This is a genomic window from Polaribacter haliotis (assembly GCF_014784055.1).
GTDB lineage: Bacteria > Bacteroidota > Bacteroidia > Flavobacteriales > Flavobacteriaceae > Polaribacter > Polaribacter haliotis.
In genome coordinates, this window is record NZ_CP061813.1 from 3124313 (window position 1) to 3143356 (window position 19044).

Below are 19044 nucleotides of genomic sequence, written 5' to 3' on the forward strand. Positions count from 1 at the left end.
AAACTATTTTAAGTTTTTAAAAGTTTTATTTATTTCTATAAAATCGGTTTTATTTTTATTTGAAAACGGAATTAAATAAAATCCATAAGAATATGTTTTATCAGATTTAAATTGATATTTTTCTTGTGGTTTAGAATACCAACTATCATCTCCAGCAACTCCACGTTGACCTAAATCAATATTTAATTGAACTAAGTTTTTTTCTTTAATATCAATCGTATGTTTACTCATATTAGAGTTTTTATAATCCAAACCAGCAGTGGTGTCAAAATCTTCATTTTCCATATGAAGCGCACTAAAACTCACTAAATTTTTATCTCCAGAAACTACTAAAAGTCCGTTGTTAGAATTGTTAGAAACTGCCAACCAACGTGTGTCAGTTTTATAACCATTGTCTTGTGGACGAATGTAAGGTACATATTGGTCGCTCACTTTAGAATCGTATAAATCTACAAATGCAGAAGCTTTTCTATCTTGATAGTTTTCCCAAGGCCCACGTCCAAAATAAGTAAGATTATCGAATTCTTTTTGAACCTGCATTCTCATTCCAATTCTTGGAATATCTCCTTTATAATTCGATGAATTTAAAGTGTTTTCAATCTTAATAACACCATTTTCTAAGATAAAATAAGAAGAAACAAATGTGGTTTTTACGCCAGGTAAATTGTAAGTGATGTTTACCAAAGCTGTATTGTCTTCAAGCGTTTTTGTTTCTATGTTTTTTACAGTTGCATTTAAAGAAGCATTTTTCCACTCGATATTTTTCTTATCCATTGCATTTCCAAAATCGTTGTCGGTAACAGCTCTCCAAAAATTTGGTTTTGGTCCTTTTTGATTATTTAAAAGCTCTTTATTTTCAAAAAGATAAGAAGTAATCTGCCCTTTATTTTTATCAAAATTAATTTTGAAATTATTTCCAGAAACTACAATCGAATTTCTTTTTTCTGAAATTTTAATATTGCTATTGATAATTTTTTCAGAAGCTTTTGTTACATATTTTCTGTCTAAAGAAATTTGCTCATGAGCAACTTCGAAACCTTTAGGTAATAAACCCCAATCGTTTTTTGTAATGGCAGAAATCTCGACAAAATATTCTGTATTTGGTTGAAATTGAATGTTTTTTAAAAGTACTCGAATTATTTTTCCAGTATGGCTTTCAACAGAAATATCTGTTAAAGAATTTTCTTCTAAAATTTTTCCATCGGCTTTAATTTTAATGGAGAAATTGAATTTATCTAAATTGGTAAAGTCATATAAATTTTCAAGTAAAACTCTTAATTCGTTATGTCTATTAATTCCCTTGTCTTTAAAATTGATGAATTCATGCGCTTTTTTTACTTCATACAATCCTGGTTGTGGAGTTCTATCTGGAAAAACAATTCCGTTATTTAAAAAGGTATTATCTGTTGGCATATTTTTACCATAATCACCTCCATAAGCATAAAATTTCTCTCCTTTTTCATTTGTTTTCCAAATAGATTGATCTACCCAATCCCAAATGAATCCACCTTGAAGATTGTCATACAACTCAATAATATCCCAGTAATCTTGGAAATTCCCTGTGCTATTTCCCATTGCATGTGCATATTCACTTGGAATAAAAGGACGGTCTGTTTTCGATTTTCCTATCTCTTCAAATAATCTTGGAGAAGGATATTGAGGTACAATTATATCCGTATTTGAATCCATATCAAACAACGTACTATCGTAATCTTTATAAGGTCTTTCGTATTGAACTGGTCTTTTTGTGTTGTCATTTGCTTTGATTTCAGTATACCCTTTAAAGAAATTTACACCATTTCCAGCTTCATTTCCCATAGACCAAATTACTACAGATGGGTGGTTTTTATCACGTTTTACCATGCGAACCATTCTATCTACATGCGATTTCTCCCAATTTGGTTTTTTTGCCAAAGAATATTTTCCATAATACATTCCATGAGATTCAATATTGGCTTCATCAACCACATAAATTCCGTGAATATCACATAATTCATAAAAACGTTTTCCTCTTGGGTAATGGCTTAAACGAACTGCGTTTATGTTGTTTTCTTTCCAAAGTTTTATGTCTTTTAAAATTAATTCTTCCGACATTACATGCCCAGTTTCTGGGTCTGCTTCTTGTGTATTTACACCTTTTAAGGTAATTCTTTGTCCATTAACTAACAATAAACCTTGCTTGATTTCCACAGAACGAAAACCAATTTTTGTATTCGAAACCTCTAATGTTTTTCCTTTAGAATCTTTTACTTTTATTAAAAGTGTATATAGGTTTGGATGTTCTGCACTCCATTGTTTTACATTTGGAATTGTTGTAGAAAAATTAATTTTCCCTTTCGATTTTTTAGAAATATTAGCAGTTTTATTACTTGTTTTTACAGATTGATTATTATCATCTAAAAGTTGATATTCAATGGTTGTTTCTTGTGATTTATTTATATGATTTTCAACATCGATATCTAAACTTAAAACGCCATTTTTATAAGCATCATCTAAAATCGAGGTTACTTCAAAATCTTGAATTCTAACCTTTGGCTGTGCATACACAAAAACGCTACGTTCAATTCCGCTAATTCTCCAAAAATCTTGACATTCTAAATAAGAACCATCTGTCCATCTAAAAATTTGAATCGCCAATGTGTTTTTTCCAGATTTAGCAGCATCTGTAATGTTAAATTCTGCTGGTAATTTACTGCCTTGAGAATAACCAATATATTTTCCATTCAACCATACAAAACCACCAGATTTCATAGCTCCAATATGTAAAAACACTTCTTTTTTGTTCCAGCTTCTATCAATATTAAATTCCTTAACATAAGAACCAACTGGATTGTAATTATCTGGAACATCACCTGGATTTTTTGGGTATCTTGTGTCTACCAACTCCATATCATCTGCAATCATTGCTTTATAATCTGCAAATTCGTATTGGTGATTTACGTAAATAGGAATACCAAAACCCTCTACTTCCCAATTAGATGGCACTTTTATATCGCTCCAATTTTTAGTATTGAAACCATTTTTCATAAAAGTTGTAGGTCTATCTTTCGGGTTTTTTACCCAATTGAATTTCCAAATTCCATTTAAAGATTTATAAAATTCTGGATTGTTAGTAAAACTACTTTTTTCATTAGAAAAAGATGTAAATGAAGCATGGGCATCTAATTTATTTTCACTTATAACTTGCTCGTTTTCTATATAAGATTTGTAATCTTTAATAGGGTTTTTCTGTTGAGAATTTAATTTTGAAGTAAATGCAACAAAAACAATAAAAAGGGTAAAGAAATATTTCATTAGGTTAAATTTTGCCCTAAAAGTAGCTAATTCTTATCAACCCTCAATGATTATTTGTAATTTTGAATAAACATTTTTTATGATTGTAAAAGGAAACATTGTAGATATACAAAATCAACGAATTTTTAAAGGAGAGGTTGCTATTAAAAATGGGAAAATTTCTACAATTCGTGAAGCGAGTCATACTATAGAAAATTTTATTTTACCCGGTTTTGTAGATGCACATATTCATATTGAAAGCTCGATGTTAGTTCCATCTGAATTTGCAAAAATTGCAGTTGTTCATGGAACAGTTGCAACAGTTTCAGATCCGCATGAAATTGCCAATGTTTTAGGAGTAAAAGGTGTAAATTTTATGATTGAAAACGGAAATAAAGTTCCCTTAAAATTTAATTTTGGTGCGCCAAGTTGTGTACCAGCAACTTCTTTTGAAAGTGCTGGAGCAATTATAGATTCTGACGATATTAAATTAATGATGGAAAATCCAGACATTAAATATTTAGCAGAAATGATGAATTATCCAGGAGTTTTATTTGATGATGAAGAGGTTATAGCAAAAATAGAACATGCAAAAAATAACAATAAACCAATTGATGGGCATGCTCCAGGATTAAGAGGAGATGATGTTACCAAATACATCGCTGCAGGAATTTCTACAGATCATGAGTGTTTTTCTTATGAGGAAGGTTTAGAGAAATTACAAAAAGGCATGAAGGTTCTTATTCGTGAAGGAAGTGCCGCAAAAAACTTCGAAGCTTTAATAGATTTATTACCAGAACATTTCGAAAATATGATGTTTTGTTCAGATGATAAACATCCAGATGATTTGTTGTTAGGTCATATTAATCAGCTTTGTGAACGCGCAATTGCCAAAGGAATAGATGTTTTTAAAGTTTTACAAGTTGCTTGTGTAAATCCAGTAAAGCATTACAATTTAGAGGTTGGTTTGTTGCAAAAAGGAGATGATGCCGATTTTATAATTGTGGAAGATTTACAGCAATTCAAGGTTTTAGAAACCTACATTAATGGAGAATTGGTTGCCAAAAACGGAACGTCTTTTGTAAAAGATGTAGATTTTGGAGTATTGAATAATTTCAAAACTGATAAAAAGAAAAAAGAAGATTTTAGATTCGAATCTTCAGTAGAAAAAATAAGAGTTATTGAAGCTTTGGATGGTGAATTAGTTACCAACCAAATTGAAGCAAAAAGTTTAATTGTTGATGGAAATTTAGTTTCAAATATAACAACAGATGTTTTAAAAATGACGGTTGTAAATCGTTATAAAAATGAAAAATCAGCAATTGCATTTATTAAAAATTTCGGATTAAAAGAAGGTGCAATTGCAAGTTCTGTTGGGCACGATTCGCATAATATTATTGCTGTTGGCGTTTCTGACGAAGCAATTTGCAAAGCTGTAAACTTAATTATCGAAAATAGAGGAGGAGTTTGTGCTGTAAATTCATCCGAAGAAAAAATAGTTTCCTTGCCAGTTGCAGGAATTATGTCTGATAAATCTGCACAAGAAATTGGAAAATCTTATGCTGAATTAGATAAAATGGCGAAACAAATGGGAAGTAAATTACGAGCTCCATATATGAGTTTGTCGTTTATGGCGTTGTTGGTTATTCCTTCTTTAAAGCTTTCTGATAAAGGTTTGTTTGATGGAAATAGTTTTCAATTTACTTCATTAGAAATTCAATAAAAAAATATGTTTAAAAAAGAACTTCGAAAAATATATAAGGAAAAAAGAAAGGAATTATCTCCAAATCAAAAATTAGAATTAGAGCAAGATATTTACACTCAAATTTTTGAATTGGATTTTTCTGAAATTCAAGTTGTTCATCTTTTTTTAAGCATTAGAAAATTTGATGAAATAAATACACAACCCATTATCGATTTTTTAAATAAAAAAAATAAAACAATTGTGGTGAGTAAATGCGACTTTGGGAACAATACATTACAGCATTTTATTTTCGATAAAAACACGAAATTGGAAGTCAATTCTTGGGGAATTCCAGAACCAATTAATGCCCAAGAAATCGACCCAAAAGAAATTGATTTAGTTTTAGTACCTATGCTAATTTCCGATGAAAATAACTACAGAGTTGGTTATGGAAAAGGATTTTACGATGGTTTTTTATCCGAATGCAAACCTACAGTAAAAACAATTGGGATTAATTTTTTTAAACCCATTCAAAAAATTAACGACATTCATAAATTTGATGTAGCTTTGAACCAAATTATTTATCCAAGAAAATGAGTTTACAAGAAGAGTTAGAAAACAGAAGTGGAAATAAATGCGAATTATGTACAGCAACAGATAGTTTATCTGTTTATGATGTAAAACCAACCATAACTGGTGGTGGAGGAATGGATGGAAGTTTGTTGGCTTGTGAAACTTGTATAACTCAAATCGATAATCCAGAAGAAACAGATGCAAATCATTGGCGTTGTTTAAACGATTCTATGTGGAGTGAGTTTAGAGCTGTAAAAGTTGTTGCTTGGCGAATGTTGTCTCGTTTAAGAAACGAAGGTTGGCCAAAAGATTTGTTGGATTTGATGTATTTGGAAGATGACGATTTACGTTTCGCAAAAGAATCTGGAGATCATTTAGACGAAAGCGAAAAGATAATTCATAGAGATGCAAATGGTGCTATTTTACAGGCTGGAGACTCTGTGGTTTTAATAAAAGATTTAAAAGTAAAAGGTTCTAGTTTGGTTGCCAAGCAAGGAACAGCAGTTCGTAGAATTTCTTTAGATCACGAAAACGCAAAATATATTGAGGGAAAAGTTGGCCCAACGCAAATTGTAATTATTACAGATTACGTTAAGAAAATGGCGGAAAAAGAATAGAAAGCCCCTTTTGTCTTTCAGACATTTTCCCCAAAGGAGAAAACACTCTTGCGACTGACTTAAGTTTTCATATAATTATAAAGTAAGTTTAGAGATTATATAAAGGGAAATAAAAACACATAACAGTGTCTCCCTCCTTTGGAGGGATTATGGGAGGCTTTTTACAACATTTTTTGTTGTTTTTTATAAAAAGAATCGGCTTGCAATTTCATTAAATCGCGAGCCATTTTTTGTTTATAAGCATATATTTCTTCCTCTGTTGCAATATCTTCATACACTTTTTTGTTAACAGCAATGTCTGCTTGTAATAATTGGTTTCTTTGGTCTACTTGTTGTTTTACCCAAGTTTTTATAGCAGATTCATTATCTTCTAATTTAAAATCATATTCGCCTTTTGGTGAAATTAATTTAGCAAAAATTGGTGATGTTTCTATCGCTAAAAACAATAAGAAAATAAAGAAAGATGGCAACCAGGGTAATTTGCCTAAAGCATTAATTCTTGCCATTAATCCATCGAAATTTGCAATAATGGGCTGTGTTTTACTTTCGTAGTTTTTTTGGTTTTCTATTAAAGTAGCAATATCTGCTTCTTTGTTTTTAATTTTTTCTGCGTTTTCTTTTTTCAAATTATTTAAAGCCAATAAAGAAGCGTCGTGTTTGTCTCGTTTTTCTTTATAAACAGGTCCTTTACCTAATAATTTTGTTCCTTTTCTGCCTTCAGCTTCTGCGATGTATATTTCATATAAAGCATTTGTTTTTGCTTCTTGGGTATTAATTTCTTGTTTTAAGTCTTCAATTTCTGAATTTATGCTTGCAATTTCTGGCGTAAATTGTTCAGCAATTTGAGTTTTATTTTCTAAGGTCATTTGGTTTTTCTCTGTCAATAAAACCTGATTTATTTCCTTCTCAAACAATTTTAATTCTAAAGGTTTAGAAATTACAATCGCAATAATAACAGCCAATAAAATTCTTGGAGAAGCTTGCAGGAATTCTTTCCATTTAGAATCCGATTTTTTTATTGTGGAAACTATAAATCTGTCTAGATTAAATATTAACAATCCCCAAATTAATCCAAAGAAAATAGAAGCAAAAATAGTGTCGAAAACTGTAAAAAGCGCATAACTTCCAGCAATGGTTGCCATAACTGCAGTAAAAAATACAGTGGCTCCAATACCTGCATATTTGTTTTGTTCTCCATTAGAACAGTTTTCAATTAGGTTTTTATCGACTCCAGAACAGGTGATGAAGAAATTTTTAAGCACAGGTTATAGTTTTAAATATAGAAGTACAACGTATTAAAACAGAATTTGTTACATAAAAAAACCTCGAATTTCGAGGTTTTTGATATTTTATAGAGAAAATAATTATTTGATTGTTTTTACACCATTAGAATTAATAATTAGATTCATATTCTCATCTGAAGAACCACTAATTCCTTTCCATTTGGTTTTTTTGAAGCTTTTTATGTCAAATACACCATCTTTTTACATAAATATTAAGTGAAAACCTTTTCCTGAATTACTTGGATTAACTTCGTTTAAGCCTTTTTTGTTAACTAATTGCGGAATATTTTTATTTAGAGTAAACTTCAAGGTCTTACAATTGCAACCCTATAAACATTTCATGCTACATTTTATTATATTTGTTGAATTACAAAAGAAAAACGAAAGAAATAAAATGAGAAATAAATTAATTCTACTAGCAGGAATCATTCTATTTACATCTTGTGCAACAAACAAGTTCAAAGAAAAATGGCTAGAAAAAGAAGCACCAGCAACTTTTAAAGCAAGATTTGAAACAACGCAAGGTAATTTCGATATTGAAGCAAACAGAGAATGGTCGCCAAAAGGTGTAGATCGTTTGTATCAATTAATTAAATACGGCTATTATAACGATGTTGCGATTTATAGAGTGGTGCCAAATTTTGTGGCTCAATTTGGTATTCATAATGACTCTCTAATCAATAAAAGTTGGCAAAAAGGAATTGAAGATGAACCTGTAATTATAAAAAACGATTCTATGACTATTTCTTTTGCTAGAGGAGGAGTAAATACGAGATCGAATCAGATTTTTATCAATTTAAAGGAAAATCATAGATTAGATAAATTGGCATATTCTGGTGTAACTGGTTTTCCTGTCGTTGCAAAAGTAATTGCTGGCCAAGAAAATGTTTTAAAGTTTTACGATGGTTATGGAGACAAATTAGGAAGACAACAAGGCAAAATCAATAAATTGGGTAATGTCTTTTTAAGAGAAAAATATCCAAAGGTAGATTATATAAAAAAGGCTTATTTTATAAAATAAGCCTAAAATGTCTTTTCGAGAGTAATTAATAACTCTTTTAAGACTAGATAAATTAGTTTACAATTTCTCTCAAAAAGACAAATAAATAATTTATTTATTTTTTGTATAAATATAAAAATTAGGATCTGTTTTAAAATCGTTCTTTGTTGATTTTAAACTCCTTTTTTTCCAATTGGAAGTAGGTTCTAACCATTCTTCCTTATTATTAATTGTAACTTTTATTGGCATTTTAAAACCATCTACAACATCAATCCATCTGTAATTTAAATTATTATTTTTTATAGAATATTCTAATTTAGGAATTCTTATATCTCTTAAATATTGATTGAAAAATGGTGTTAAATCCATTCCTGTTTCTTTGCTTAAAAAAGCCTCAATTTGTTGTGTGGTAACTGTTTGATGGTAGAATACTTTGTTCATTTTTCTTAGAATCATTCTCCATTTTTCATCATTATCAACCAATTGTCTTAAAGTATGTAATAAATTTCCACCTTTTGGATACATATCTCCAGAACCACCACTATTTACAAGATAATCTCCAATAATTGGGCGTTTATTTCCAATTCCATTTCTTGTACCAATTACATATTCCGACGATGCTTTTTTACCATAATAATAGTCTAAAAACAAACTTTCGGAGTAGTTGGTAAAACTCTCATGAACCCACATATCTGCAATGTCTACATAAGTTATATTGTTCGCAAACCATTCATGGCCAGATTCGTGTATAATTATAAAATCGAACTTTAAACCCCAACCAGTTCCAGATAAATCTCTTCCTAAATATCCTTGCATAAATTTATTTCCATATGTAACAGAACTTTGGTGTTCCATCCCTAAGTATGGCACTTCTACCAATTTGTAACCATCTTCATAAAAAGGATAAGGCCCAAACCAATGTTCGAAAGCTTTCATCATTTTTGGAGCTTCTTTAAAATGTTCTTTTGCTTTCTCTAGATTGTCTTTTAATACATAATAATCCATATCTAAAGGTCCTTTTTCCCCATAAAAAACTTCAGAAAAATGAGCATAATCGCCAATATTAATATTTACTCCATAATTATTAATTGGATTGTCTACATACCAATTGTATGTTTTTGTAGCCCCATTATCTACAACACTTTCTAATCTTCCATTAGAAATATCTGTTAAATTTTCAGGTACAGTAACACTAATTCGCATGTTCTCCACTTCGTCATACATATGGTCTTTACAAGGCCACCAAACACTTGCGCCCAAACCTTGACAAGAAGTTGCTACAAAATGATTTCCGTTTTTATCTTTTTTCCAAGAAAAACCTCCATCCCAAGGAGCTCTAATTGCTTCTTTTGGGTTTCCTTTATAATAAACTACTATACTTTCTGTTCTACCAATTTGTTGCTTTTTTAGAAGTTGAACAAAATGAGCATTTCCATTATGAATAACTTCTAATTCTTTATCATCTTGTGTAACTTTAGTAATTTTTAAAGGTTCTTGTAAATCGATTTGCAATGTTTGATATTCATTTAAAACGGTATATTTAATCGTATTTTTTCCTGAAATAAATTTATCATCAGGTTTTACTTCTACATCTAAATGATAATAGGTTAAATCCCACCAAATTCTTTCTGGAGTTATGGAACCTCTAAGTGTATCTTGTTTTGTAAACTTGCTTCTTTCGCTAAGCAATCCTTGTGCTTTTGCAGATGAGAATCCTAAGAAAAGGAATATTATTAAAACTGTATTTTTCATTTATTTTAGTTTGAAGTCTTTGGCTGGTTTTGCATTTAAAAGATGTGTAACGAAATAATCCCAACGTTTTCTTGTCATATATTTTGTCATGTCTCCATATCCATGTCTTTTATTTGGAAATAAAATCATATCGAAATCTTTATTCGCTCTAATTAATGCCTCTACAACCAACATTGTGTTAGAAGGAGGTACATTGTTATCCATAGCACCATGTGTTATTAATAATTTTCCTTTTAAATCTTTTGCAATTAATTGGTTTGCTTGATTATCGTAATTTGTTGTACCTTTCTTATTGCCTTCTACCAAAAGTCCTTGCCATTTTTCACCCCAATCTGCTTCGTAATTTCTGTTATCGTGGTTTCCTGCACCTGAAACTGCAACATCATAAAATTCTGGATATGCAAAAACAGCTCTTGTAGATGCAAAGCCTCCACCTGAATGTCCCCAAATTCCAACACGATCAATATCCATTCCTTTATATTTTTGCGCTAATTGTTTAATAGCGGTAATATTATCTGGCAAACCATTATCGCCCATGTTTCCATAATAAGCATCATGAAAAGATTTAGAACGCATTGGAGTACCCATTGCATCTACAGCAACAACAGCGAAACCAAGTTCTGCTACTGCTTGAAAGTCACTCCAAACAGCTCTAAAACCATAATTTCCAACACTTCCAGATTGTGGTCCTGGATAAATATAATTTAAAACAGGGTATTTTTTATTTTCATCATAATTACTAGGTAAAAACAGAACTCCATAAATAGCTGTTTTTTTGTCCCTTGCTTTTACAGAAAATTCAATTGGTTTTTGCCAATTATTTGCTTTTAATTCAGAAATATCTGCAGTTTCTAAATCCATGATTTTTTCTCCATTTCCATCTCTTAAAACAGAAACTGGTGGAGTAGTGGTTGTAGAATATGTGTCTACTAATATAGAATAATCTTCAGAAAAAGTTACAGAATGTGTTCCTTTAGAAGGTGTTAAGTTGGTAAGATTTGTTCCGTCGAAATTTACTTTGTAAAAGTAATTATGGTAAGGATTTCCTTCTTCTTTTCCACCAGCTGAAAAATAAATTTGTCTATTTTCTTCATCAATATTTTTAACTTGTTTTACGAGCCAATTTCCAGTGGTAATTTGGTTTTTTAATTTTTTTGTTGCTAAATCATACAAATAAATATGACCCCAATTTGTTTTTTCTGAATACCAAATAAATTCGTTAGAATCGAATAAAACTTTCCAATTTTCTGTATTAACACCAGATTCGTAATATGTATCTACTACTTCTTTGTGAATAGATTTTACATTTCCAGAATTTGCATCTGCAATTTGTAAATGTGCAATTTTATGATCTCTAGAACCAGAAACAAAAGCAAATTTTGTTCCTTCTTTATTCCATTGAGCATCTAATAAAGTATTGTCCCAATCCGCAATATGGTCTGTAGTAGAACCTCTTTGGAAATCTTTATCCATTTTTAAACGAACCGTTTTTGGTTTTTTACCTAAATGAATTATTACTCTTTCGATTGTAAAAATTTTCTCATCTCCAGGAAGTGGGTGTTTCCATGCCTCTAATCTTGGATGCCCAACATTTGTAGAGGTTAAATACATCATTCCAACATCTCTTGCATCTTGTTGAAACGTAGCAATTTTATCAGAATTTGGAGACCATTTTAGTACAGCACCATCACTTTTAACCCAACCAGCATTGTTGATAGCATATCCATAATCTTCTTTACCATCGAAAGTAATTTGTGTTTTTTTATTAGTCTCTAAATTACGAATCCAAAGATTATTATTATCGATAAAAGCTACTAATTTCCCATTTGGAGATACATGTTCATTTCTGCCTGCTTTATTTTTTTTTGATGCTGTTTTAGATATAGTATTATCATCTAAATTGTAAGAATATTGTTCTCTATTTGCAGAAAATAATATCGTTTTTGAATCATTAGAAATAGAAACTCCATAAATTGGTAAATAGTCTGATTTTATTTCCTTATCGAATTCTTTAGAAAGTAAATTGGCTAATTTTTTATGATCGAAAGCATCTTCTTTCGTTTTAGAGTCTGTATTTACCAGTACAAATCTTTTTCCATCTTTATTCGTAGTAGCATATAATACTGAATTTTTTCCAACAAAAGACCCCCCAGAAACTTGATTGTATACAAGACTGTATAAACTCCTGTCCATATGTTTTGCAGCAGCTTCATATTCTGCTATTGTAAATTCTTTTTGTTTTTTTTCTTTTGTGCAGTTAAATATTAAAAGCGACAAGCAAGTTGCAACTGTAATTTTTAAAACTTTTATTTTCATATATGTTAATTTTATTGTTGTTGGTGTAGGTCTGTAAAGTAAGTATAAAAGTAAGGAATTGTTTCGATACCTTTTAAGTAATTCCAAACACCAAAATGCTCGTTTGGAGAATGAATAGCATCCGAATTTAAACCAAAGCCCATTAAAATAGTTTTACTTTTTAATTCTTGTTCGAAAAGCGCAACAATAGGTATACTTCCTCCACTTCTTTGTGGAATTGGTGTTTTACCAAAAGTGGTTTCGTATGCTTTGCTAGCAGCTTGATATGCGATATTATCTATAGGAGTAACATAACCTTGCCCTCCATGATGTGGAGTTACTTTTACAGAAACCGCTTTCGGAGCAATACTCTCGAAATGATTTTTGAATAATTCGGTAATTTCTTTCCAATCTTGATTTGGAACCAAACGCATCGAAATTTTAGCGTAAGCTTTGCTTGCAATTACTGTTTTTGCGCCTTCACCAATATACCCTCCCCAAATTCCATTTACATCTAAAGTTGGTCTTATAGCGTTTCTTTCGTTTGTAGAATATCCTTCTTCTCCATAAACATCTCCAATTGCAATAGATTTTTTATAGTTCTCCAAAGAAAATGGTGCTTTTGACATTTCTGCTCTTTCCTCGGTTGATAAATCTTCAACATTATCATAAAAACCAGGAATTGTAATACGATTGTTTTCATCATGCAAAGAAGCAATCATTTTTGTTAAAATATTAATTGGATTTGCAACTGCACCACCATACAAACCAGAATGTAAATCTCTATTTGGTCCTGTAACTTCCACTTCCACATAACTTAAACCACGTAAACCTGTAGTTATGGACGGAATGTCGTTAGCAATCATTCCTGTATCTGAAATTAAAATAACATCATTGGCTAATTTTTCTTTATTTCTTGGAACAAACCAAGCCAAACTTTCAGAACCTACTTCTTCTTCACCTTCAATCATAAATTTTACGTTGCAAGGTAAGTTTCCAGTAGAAGTCATATACTCCAAGGCTTTAACGTGCATATACATTTGTCCTTTATCATCACAAGAACCTCTTGCGAAAATGGCTCCTTCAGGATGAATTTCTGTTTTCTTAATTACAGGCTCAAAAGGTGGAGAACTCCAAAGTTCTATTGGGTCTGCTGGTTGCACATCATAATGTCCATAAACTAATATTGTAGGTAAATCTTTATCGATAATTTTTTCTCCATAGATTATTGGATAGCCTGGTGTTTCACACATTTCAACTTGGTCGCAACCTGCTTTTTTTAAGCTTTCTAAAACAAAATCTGCTGTATTTAACACATCTTTTTTGTATGCTTTATCTGCACTAATAGATGGAATTTTTAATAAATCGACTAATTCATCTAAAAAGCGTTGTTTGTTATTTTTTATATAGGAATTTATAGAATTCATGAGCATTTGTTTTATTTAACTCAAAAATATAAAAATTATAATGAACAAGTTTGTAGTTTCTAAGGATTGTTTATATTTGCATCCCGAAATCTTCGGAAAAGTTGCAGGCGTGGTGGAATTGGTAGACACGCTAGACTTAGGATCTAGTGCCGCGAGGTGTGAGAGTTCGAGTCTCTCCGCCTGTACAATATGAAAGCTGAAGTGAAAACTTCAGCTTTTTTTATTTTTAATTAATTTTTATTTTCATGAAATTACATCCATTAAAATTTTCGCCAGTATTTAGTTATAGATTGTGGGGTGGAGAAAAATTGAAAACAGTTTTAAATAAAGAATATTCAGAAAATAATATTGGAGAATCTTGGGAAATTTCTGATGTGGAAAATAGTGAAACAGTAGTTTCTGAAGGGCCTTTTACGGGCAAAACCTTAAGAAATCTAATTAAGGAATTTAAAGGAGATTTCTTAGGAAATAAAGTTTACCAACAATTCGGGACAGAATTTCCTTTATTGATAAAATTTATTGATGCAAAAACACCTTTGTCTATTCAAGTGCATCCAAGTAACGAAATTGCTAAAGAACGACACAATTCATTTGGAAAAAATGAAATGTGGTATGTAATGGAAGCTGATGAAGACGCAGAACTTATTGTTGGTTTTGATAAAGAATTAGATAAAGAAGGATATAAAAAACATTTAGATGAAGGTTCTATTTTAGAAGTTTTACACCATGAAAAAGTTTCTGAAGGTGATACTTTTTATATTCCTACAGGAAGAGTGCATGCCATTGGAGCAGGCGTTTTATTGGCGGAAATTCAGCAAACCTCAGATATTACATACCGAATTTACGATTATGATAGAGTAGATGCTAAAACTGGTAAATTAAGAGATTTACATAACGATTTAGCTATAGATGTTATCGATTTTAAATCTCATAAAGAGTATAAGACTTATTACGAAACAGCATCGAATATTTCTAATGAATTAGTGCATTCGCCTTACTTTAAAACAAATATTTTAATTGTCGAAAATACAATTACAAAAGACTTCTCAAATTTAGATTCTTTTGTAATTTATATTTGTGTAGATGGATCTCTTGAACTAAAATTCGATAACGAAATTTATCAACTTAAAAAAGGAGAAACAATTTTATTACCTGCTTCCATAGATAAAATAGAGTTAAATACAGTATCTAAAAACAGCAAGATTTTAGAAGTTTATCTATAATTACTTCATAGGAATAATCTCGAAATCTTCAGTTTTTTCAGCTGATAAAAATAAGCTTTCAGTTTCTTTTGGTGGTACTGTAAGTTTTCTTTTTGTTAAATCTATCCAAGCTCCATAGACTTTAATTATTGCAGATAACTTCCCAGCTTCATTAAAAACTTCGTGCACTAATTTCCAACGTTCGTTATTTTCGGAAATACCACATAATTTTAAATTTACAGTAATATTTTCTCCTAAATGAATTTCTTTTCGGAACGAAGTTTCTTCAGTAAATAGAATTGGACCAATATTGTGCTTTGTAAATTCTTCGATAGAAAAATTATGTGCTGCAAAAAAACGGACACGAACTTCTGCAGCATAATCATTATAAGCTGTATGGCGCATGTGTCTGTTAGGGTCGAAATCCGACCATTTTGTAGCAAATTCAATTTTAAAATTCATAGTTTGTAGTATAAAAAAACCTGATAAAATTTTAATTTTATCAGGTTAATAAGATTGTTTGTAATTTAATTTTTTACGATTTGTGTACCGTCTTTTAATTTTAGTTCACTTAACACATTTAATGCTTCTGCAACATATACATCCTTAGCAAGATTTTTATGCCAATCTTCTCTTTTTTGCTCCAAAATAGAATCCTTTTTTAGTGAAGGAAGCTCATATTTTGGAGAATTAAAAGTTAAATTCGATTTATATTCGAAAGCTGTCTTATATTTTTTTGCAGAATTTTCTTGTTTCTTACTATCATCTGAAAATTCTTTATAATTTAAAGAAAATGAAGTATTGTCTTGGTTTTTCTTTAGCCATTTTGCATAATCGTTAATTAAATTGAATTTCGGATTATTTGCAATTCTTTCTTTACTATTATTTACAACTTCAGAAAAATTTTGATATGAATTTGTTTGTGTATATTTTGCTTGTGGAACTTTATCCCAAACCAAAGCACCTTCTAAATCGCGCTCTCCGAACTTCATATAACTATATCTATCTGGCATTGCAATATCCGAATAAACACCTTCAATTTGTGTGGAACCACCATTAACTCTATAGAATTTTTGAATTGTCATTTTTATTGCACCTAAATCATCTTCAAATTTTGGGTAAAAATTATTAATGGGAATTACACTTTGCACAGTTCCTTTACCATACGTTTGATTTCCACCAATAATTACAGCCCTACCATAATCTTGCATTGCAGCAGCAAAAATTTCTGAAGCAGAAGCAGATAGTTCATTTACTAAAACCACAACAGAGCCATCCCATTGCATTTTTGGATCTACATCGTTTTTAACAACTGGATCTTGTCCACGATATTTCACTTGAACAACTGGACCTTCAGTAATAAATAAACCAGCAATTTCGATGGCAGTTTTTAAAGAGCCACCCCCATTATTTCTTAAATCTATTAATAAACCAGAAACATTTTCGCTTTTTAAACGTTCAATTTCTTTCTCCATATCTTTCGCAGAATCTCTTGCATTACTGTCAGAAAAATCGATATAAAATCTTGGTAAATCTATTAAACCGTATTTTTTACCATTTTTTTCTACAATGGTAGATTTTACAAAAGTTTCTTCTAATTCTACAACATCTCTAATAATTGAAATTATTTCTGTAGAACCATCTAATTTTTTCTTAACCGTTAATCGTACTTCAGTTCCTTTTTTTCCTTTGATAAATTTAATGGCATCATCTAAACGCATACCAACAATATCCAAAGGTTCTTCATCTCCTTGAGCAACTTCTAAAATAATATCTCCAACTTCTAAATCTCCTTGCTTCCAAGCAGGACCTCCAGAAACTAATTCAAAAATTTCTGTATAAATTCCTTTTTTTAATAAACGAGCTCCAATTCCTTCTAATTTCCCAGACATGTCTTGGTCGAAACGTTCTTTTATTCTTGGAGCCATATATGTTGTGTGTGGGTCAAAAGCGCCAACAACACTATTTAAAAAAGTAGAAAACCAGTCTTCGTGTTCTAATTCTTCGATTCTTAAATACAATTCGTTCATGTTTTTTAGAACTTCTGCTCTTGCTTCTTTTTCTAATTCTTTAAACGATTTTGTTTTGTGTTTTTTATCTTTTTTAAGTTTACTTTCTTGTTTTTCAAGTTTATCTTGAATTCTACTTAACGTACTTAATTTTAATTGCTTTCTCCAATAATCAATAAGTTCGCTTTCATTATTTGCAAATGGAACATTATCGTAATCGACGTCTATATTTTCATTTTTATTAAAGTTAAAAGACTTTGCTAATATATCTGCGTAATAAGATTTTGCATCTTTAATTTTTTCTGAAAAACGACCATACACTAAATTGTAAAAAGAAACATCATCCTTTAAAAGTTGATTGTCAATTTCGTATTTGAATGTAGAAAATTCTTTTAAATCTTCTTGTGTAAAATAACGTTTGCTAGGATCTAAACCGTCTATAAAATTTTTATAAACTTTTTCAGAGAAATCGTCATTCATATCTTTAACAACAAAATGGCCTCTGGTAAGAATGTTCTTTAAAACATAAATAAGAATTTTATCTTTATTGGGATCTTTAATGTTAATTTCGCTATTCGCTTGAAAACTTACGCTAGTTATTAGCATTAGGAAAGCTAATATAGAAATACTGATTTTATTTTTCTTGTTCATATATAATATGTCGTGATTTGTATTGTATAATTACTTCTTCTAAGTTTCTTGGTTACTAAAATAATGCCAAATATTTTTAAAAACGAATATTCTTCTTATTTTTATTTGGGTATTTTTAGAATCTAAAACTAATTAACACAATATTACGTAAAAAAAGACTTGGATATTCTTTACAAATTGTTAAAAAGAAACTCCAATAAATGAACTACATTTGTTTTCAAAATAACCAATTATGCAAGAAAAACCACTGATTTTAGTAACTAACGACGATGGAATAACTGCTCCAGGATTAAGAGCTTTAATTAATATAATGAATAAAATTGGCGATGTTGTAGTGGTTGCTCCAGATAGTCCACAAAGTGGAATGGGACATGCAATTACTGTAGATAATGTTCTTACTTGTAACCCAATTACGATAGACGATGGTCCACAATTAGAATATACCTGTTCTGGAACTCCTGCAGATTGTGTAAAAATGGCAGTTAATCAAATATTAAATAGAAGACCAGATTTATGTGTATCTGGTATAAACCATGGTGCGAATTCATCTATTAACGTTATTTATTCTGGAACCATGAGTGCTGCAGTTGAAGCAGGTATTGAAGGTGTTCCTGCAATTGGATTTTCTTTGTTAGATTTTAAATGGCATGCAGATTTTAAACCATCTGAAGAATTTGTAAAAAATATTACTTTAAATGCACTTTTAAACGGAATTCCAGAAGGTGTTGTTTTGAATGTGAATATCCCAAATTTAAAGAAAGAAGAAATCAAAGGAGTAAAAATTTGTAGACAAGCAAATGGTTATTGGAAAGAAATTTTCGACAAACGTAAAAGTCCGTTTGGAAAAGAGTACTATTGGCTTTCTGGCGAATTTGTAAATAAAGATAAAGGACAAGATACAGATATTTATGCATTGGAAAATGGCTATATTTCTGTAGTTCCTGTTCAATTTGATATGACTGCACATCATATGATTCAAAAATTAAATTCTTGGGAACTGTAAAGAAAGATATTTTAATTGGAGTTTTAGTATCGTTATTCGCCACTTTTGGAGGCATATTTTTATATTTAGAATACTTTTCTAGATATAATTTTAATGAAACTCTACAAATGATTCGTGAAGGAAATTTATATGGAAAAGTACTTTCTTTAGCTGCAATTCCGAATTTGTTTGTGTTTTTTGTTTTCATTAAAAAGAAACAAGATAATAAAGCAAAAGGTGTTTTAATTGCGACTATTTTAATTGCGCTAACAACACTGGTTTTAAAATTTTTCTAA

At 30.3% G+C, this 19044-nt stretch carries 14 protein-coding genes and 1 tRNA gene; 8 read left to right on the plus strand and 7 right to left on the minus strand.

All coding sequences use genetic code 11. The features are described 5' to 3' along the window. Positions 1 to 3: 3 nt before the first annotated feature. Entirely contained in the window at positions 4 to 3294 is a 3291-nt protein-coding gene (locus H9I45_RS13450) for a glycoside hydrolase family 2 TIM barrel-domain containing protein (RefSeq protein WP_088353973.1), read from the minus strand. A 79-nt stretch (positions 3295 to 3373) separates the two neighbouring features. Between H9I45_RS13450 and ade the strand changes: the two genes are divergently transcribed. From ade to H9I45_RS13465, 3 genes are read left to right on the plus strand one after another with little or no spacing between them, the layout of a single operon-like run. Next, the gene (gene ade / locus H9I45_RS13455; protein ID WP_088353974.1) at positions 3374 to 4996 is read left to right on the plus strand and encodes an adenine deaminase; all 1623 of its coding nucleotides are present in this window, start codon (positions 3374 to 3376) and stop codon (positions 4994 to 4996) included. Between the two features lie 6 nt (positions 4997 to 5002). Next, positions 5003 to 5554 carry a 5-formyltetrahydrofolate cyclo-ligase gene (locus H9I45_RS13460; protein WP_088353975.1) on the plus strand — a complete coding sequence of 184 codons (552 nt, stop codon included), beginning with the start codon at positions 5003 to 5005 and terminating at the stop codon, positions 5552 to 5554. Continuing rightward, positions 5551 to 6147 carry a PhnA domain-containing protein gene (locus H9I45_RS13465; protein WP_088353976.1) on the plus strand — a complete coding sequence of 199 codons (597 nt, stop codon included), beginning with the start codon at positions 5551 to 5553 and terminating at the stop codon, positions 6145 to 6147. The genes H9I45_RS13460 and H9I45_RS13465 overlap by 4 nt, the downstream gene beginning before the upstream one ends. Positions 6148 to 6308: 161 nt before the next feature. On the opposite strand, the gene H9I45_RS13470 is transcribed toward H9I45_RS13465, so the two are convergent. Continuing rightward, a complete protein-coding gene (locus tag H9I45_RS13470; protein WP_088353977.1) occupies positions 6309 to 7409 on the minus strand; it encodes a DUF4407 domain-containing protein in 1101 nt (366 codons plus the stop codon). Between the two features lie 415 nt (positions 7410 to 7824). Between H9I45_RS13470 and H9I45_RS13475 the strand changes: the two genes are divergently transcribed. Beyond that, complete coding sequence (locus H9I45_RS13475) at positions 7825 to 8451, plus strand: peptidylprolyl isomerase (protein WP_088354046.1); 627 nt, start codon at positions 7825 to 7827, stop codon at positions 8449 to 8451. 90 nt (positions 8452 to 8541) lie between these two features. Here H9I45_RS13475 and H9I45_RS13480 read toward each other — a convergent pair whose 3' ends face one another. The 3 genes from H9I45_RS13480 to H9I45_RS13490 are packed head-to-tail and all read right to left on the minus strand — an operon-like array spanning position 8542 to position 13904. Continuing rightward, the gene (locus H9I45_RS13480; RefSeq protein ID WP_088353978.1) at positions 8542 to 10182 is read right to left on the minus strand and encodes a M1 family metallopeptidase; all 1641 of its coding nucleotides are present in this window, start codon (positions 10180 to 10182) and stop codon (positions 8542 to 8544) included. After that, a complete protein-coding gene (locus tag H9I45_RS13485) occupies positions 10183 to 12498 on the minus strand; it encodes a S9 family peptidase (protein WP_088353979.1) in 2316 nt (771 codons plus the stop codon). A gap of 11 nt (positions 12499 to 12509) precedes the next feature. Then, positions 12510 to 13904, minus strand: coding sequence for a dipeptidase (locus H9I45_RS13490; protein WP_088353980.1), 1395 nt, complete (start codon positions 13902 to 13904; stop codon positions 12510 to 12512). 103 nt (positions 13905 to 14007) lie between these two features. Here H9I45_RS13490 and H9I45_RS13495 point away from each other — a divergent pair. Together H9I45_RS13495 and H9I45_RS13500 are read left to right on the plus strand one after the other, a co-directional pair. Further along, positions 14008 to 14089, plus strand: a tRNA-Leu gene (locus H9I45_RS13495). Positions 14090 to 14149: 60 nt separating this feature from the next. Beyond that, positions 14150 to 15127, plus strand: a complete 978-nt coding sequence (locus tag H9I45_RS13500; RefSeq protein WP_088353981.1) for a type I phosphomannose isomerase catalytic subunit — start codon at positions 14150 to 14152, stop codon at positions 15125 to 15127. Here H9I45_RS13500 and H9I45_RS13505 read toward each other — a convergent pair whose 3' ends face one another. Beyond that, on the minus strand, positions 15128 to 15568 hold the full coding sequence (locus H9I45_RS13505; protein ID WP_088353982.1) for an acyl-CoA thioesterase: 441 nt from the start codon (positions 15566 to 15568) through the stop codon (positions 15128 to 15130). Positions 15569 to 15633: 65 nt separating this feature from the next. Beyond that, the gene (locus H9I45_RS13510) at positions 15634 to 17766 is read right to left on the minus strand and encodes a carboxy terminal-processing peptidase (RefSeq protein WP_088353983.1); all 2133 of its coding nucleotides are present in this window, start codon (positions 17764 to 17766) and stop codon (positions 15634 to 15636) included. A 232-nt stretch (positions 17767 to 17998) separates the two neighbouring features. On the opposite strand from H9I45_RS13510, the gene surE reads away from it, so the two are divergent. Together surE and H9I45_RS13520 are read left to right on the plus strand one after the other, a co-directional pair. Continuing rightward, on the plus strand, positions 17999 to 18769 hold the full coding sequence (gene surE, locus H9I45_RS13515) for a 5'/3'-nucleotidase SurE (protein ID WP_088353984.1): 771 nt from the start codon (positions 17999 to 18001) through the stop codon (positions 18767 to 18769). Further along, positions 18757 to 19044, plus strand: coding sequence for a hypothetical protein (locus tag H9I45_RS13520; protein WP_088353985.1), 288 nt, complete (start codon positions 18757 to 18759; stop codon positions 19042 to 19044). The genes surE and H9I45_RS13520 overlap by 13 nt, the downstream gene beginning before the upstream one ends.

Excerpts from the sequence above, each read along its gene's own strand:
- H9I45_RS13480 (WP_088353978.1), bottom strand. The coding sequence starts at position 10,182 with ATGAAAAATACAGTTTTAATAATATTCCTTTTCTTAGGATTCTCATCT.
- H9I45_RS13490 (WP_088353980.1), bottom strand. The coding sequence starts at position 13,904 with ATGAATTCTATAAATTCCTATATAAAAAATAACAAACAACGCTTTTTA.
- H9I45_RS13450 (WP_088353973.1), bottom strand. The coding sequence starts at position 3,294 with ATGAAATATTTCTTTACCCTTTTTATTGTTTTTGTTGCATTTACTTCA.
- H9I45_RS13510 (WP_088353983.1), bottom strand. The coding sequence starts at position 17,766 with ATGAACAAGAAAAATAAAATCAGTATTTCTATATTAGCTTTCCTAATG.
- H9I45_RS13500 (WP_088353981.1), top strand. The coding sequence starts at position 14,150 with ATGAAATTACATCCATTAAAATTTTCGCCAGTATTTAGTTATAGATTG.
- ade (WP_088353974.1), top strand. The coding sequence starts at position 3,374 with ATGATTGTAAAAGGAAACATTGTAGATATACAAAATCAACGAATTTTT.
- H9I45_RS13465 (WP_088353976.1), top strand. The coding sequence starts at position 5,551 with ATGAGTTTACAAGAAGAGTTAGAAAACAGAAGTGGAAATAAATGCGAA.
- H9I45_RS13485 (WP_088353979.1), bottom strand. The coding sequence starts at position 12,498 with ATGAAAATAAAAGTTTTAAAAATTACAGTTGCAACTTGCTTGTCGCTT.
- H9I45_RS13460 (WP_088353975.1), top strand. The coding sequence starts at position 5,003 with ATGTTTAAAAAAGAACTTCGAAAAATATATAAGGAAAAAAGAAAGGAA.
- H9I45_RS13475 (WP_088354046.1), top strand. The coding sequence starts at position 7,825 with ATGAGAAATAAATTAATTCTACTAGCAGGAATCATTCTATTTACATCT.
- H9I45_RS13505 (WP_088353982.1), bottom strand. The coding sequence starts at position 15,568 with ATGAATTTTAAAATTGAATTTGCTACAAAATGGTCGGATTTCGACCCT.
- surE (WP_088353984.1), top strand. The coding sequence starts at position 17,999 with ATGCAAGAAAAACCACTGATTTTAGTAACTAACGACGATGGAATAACT.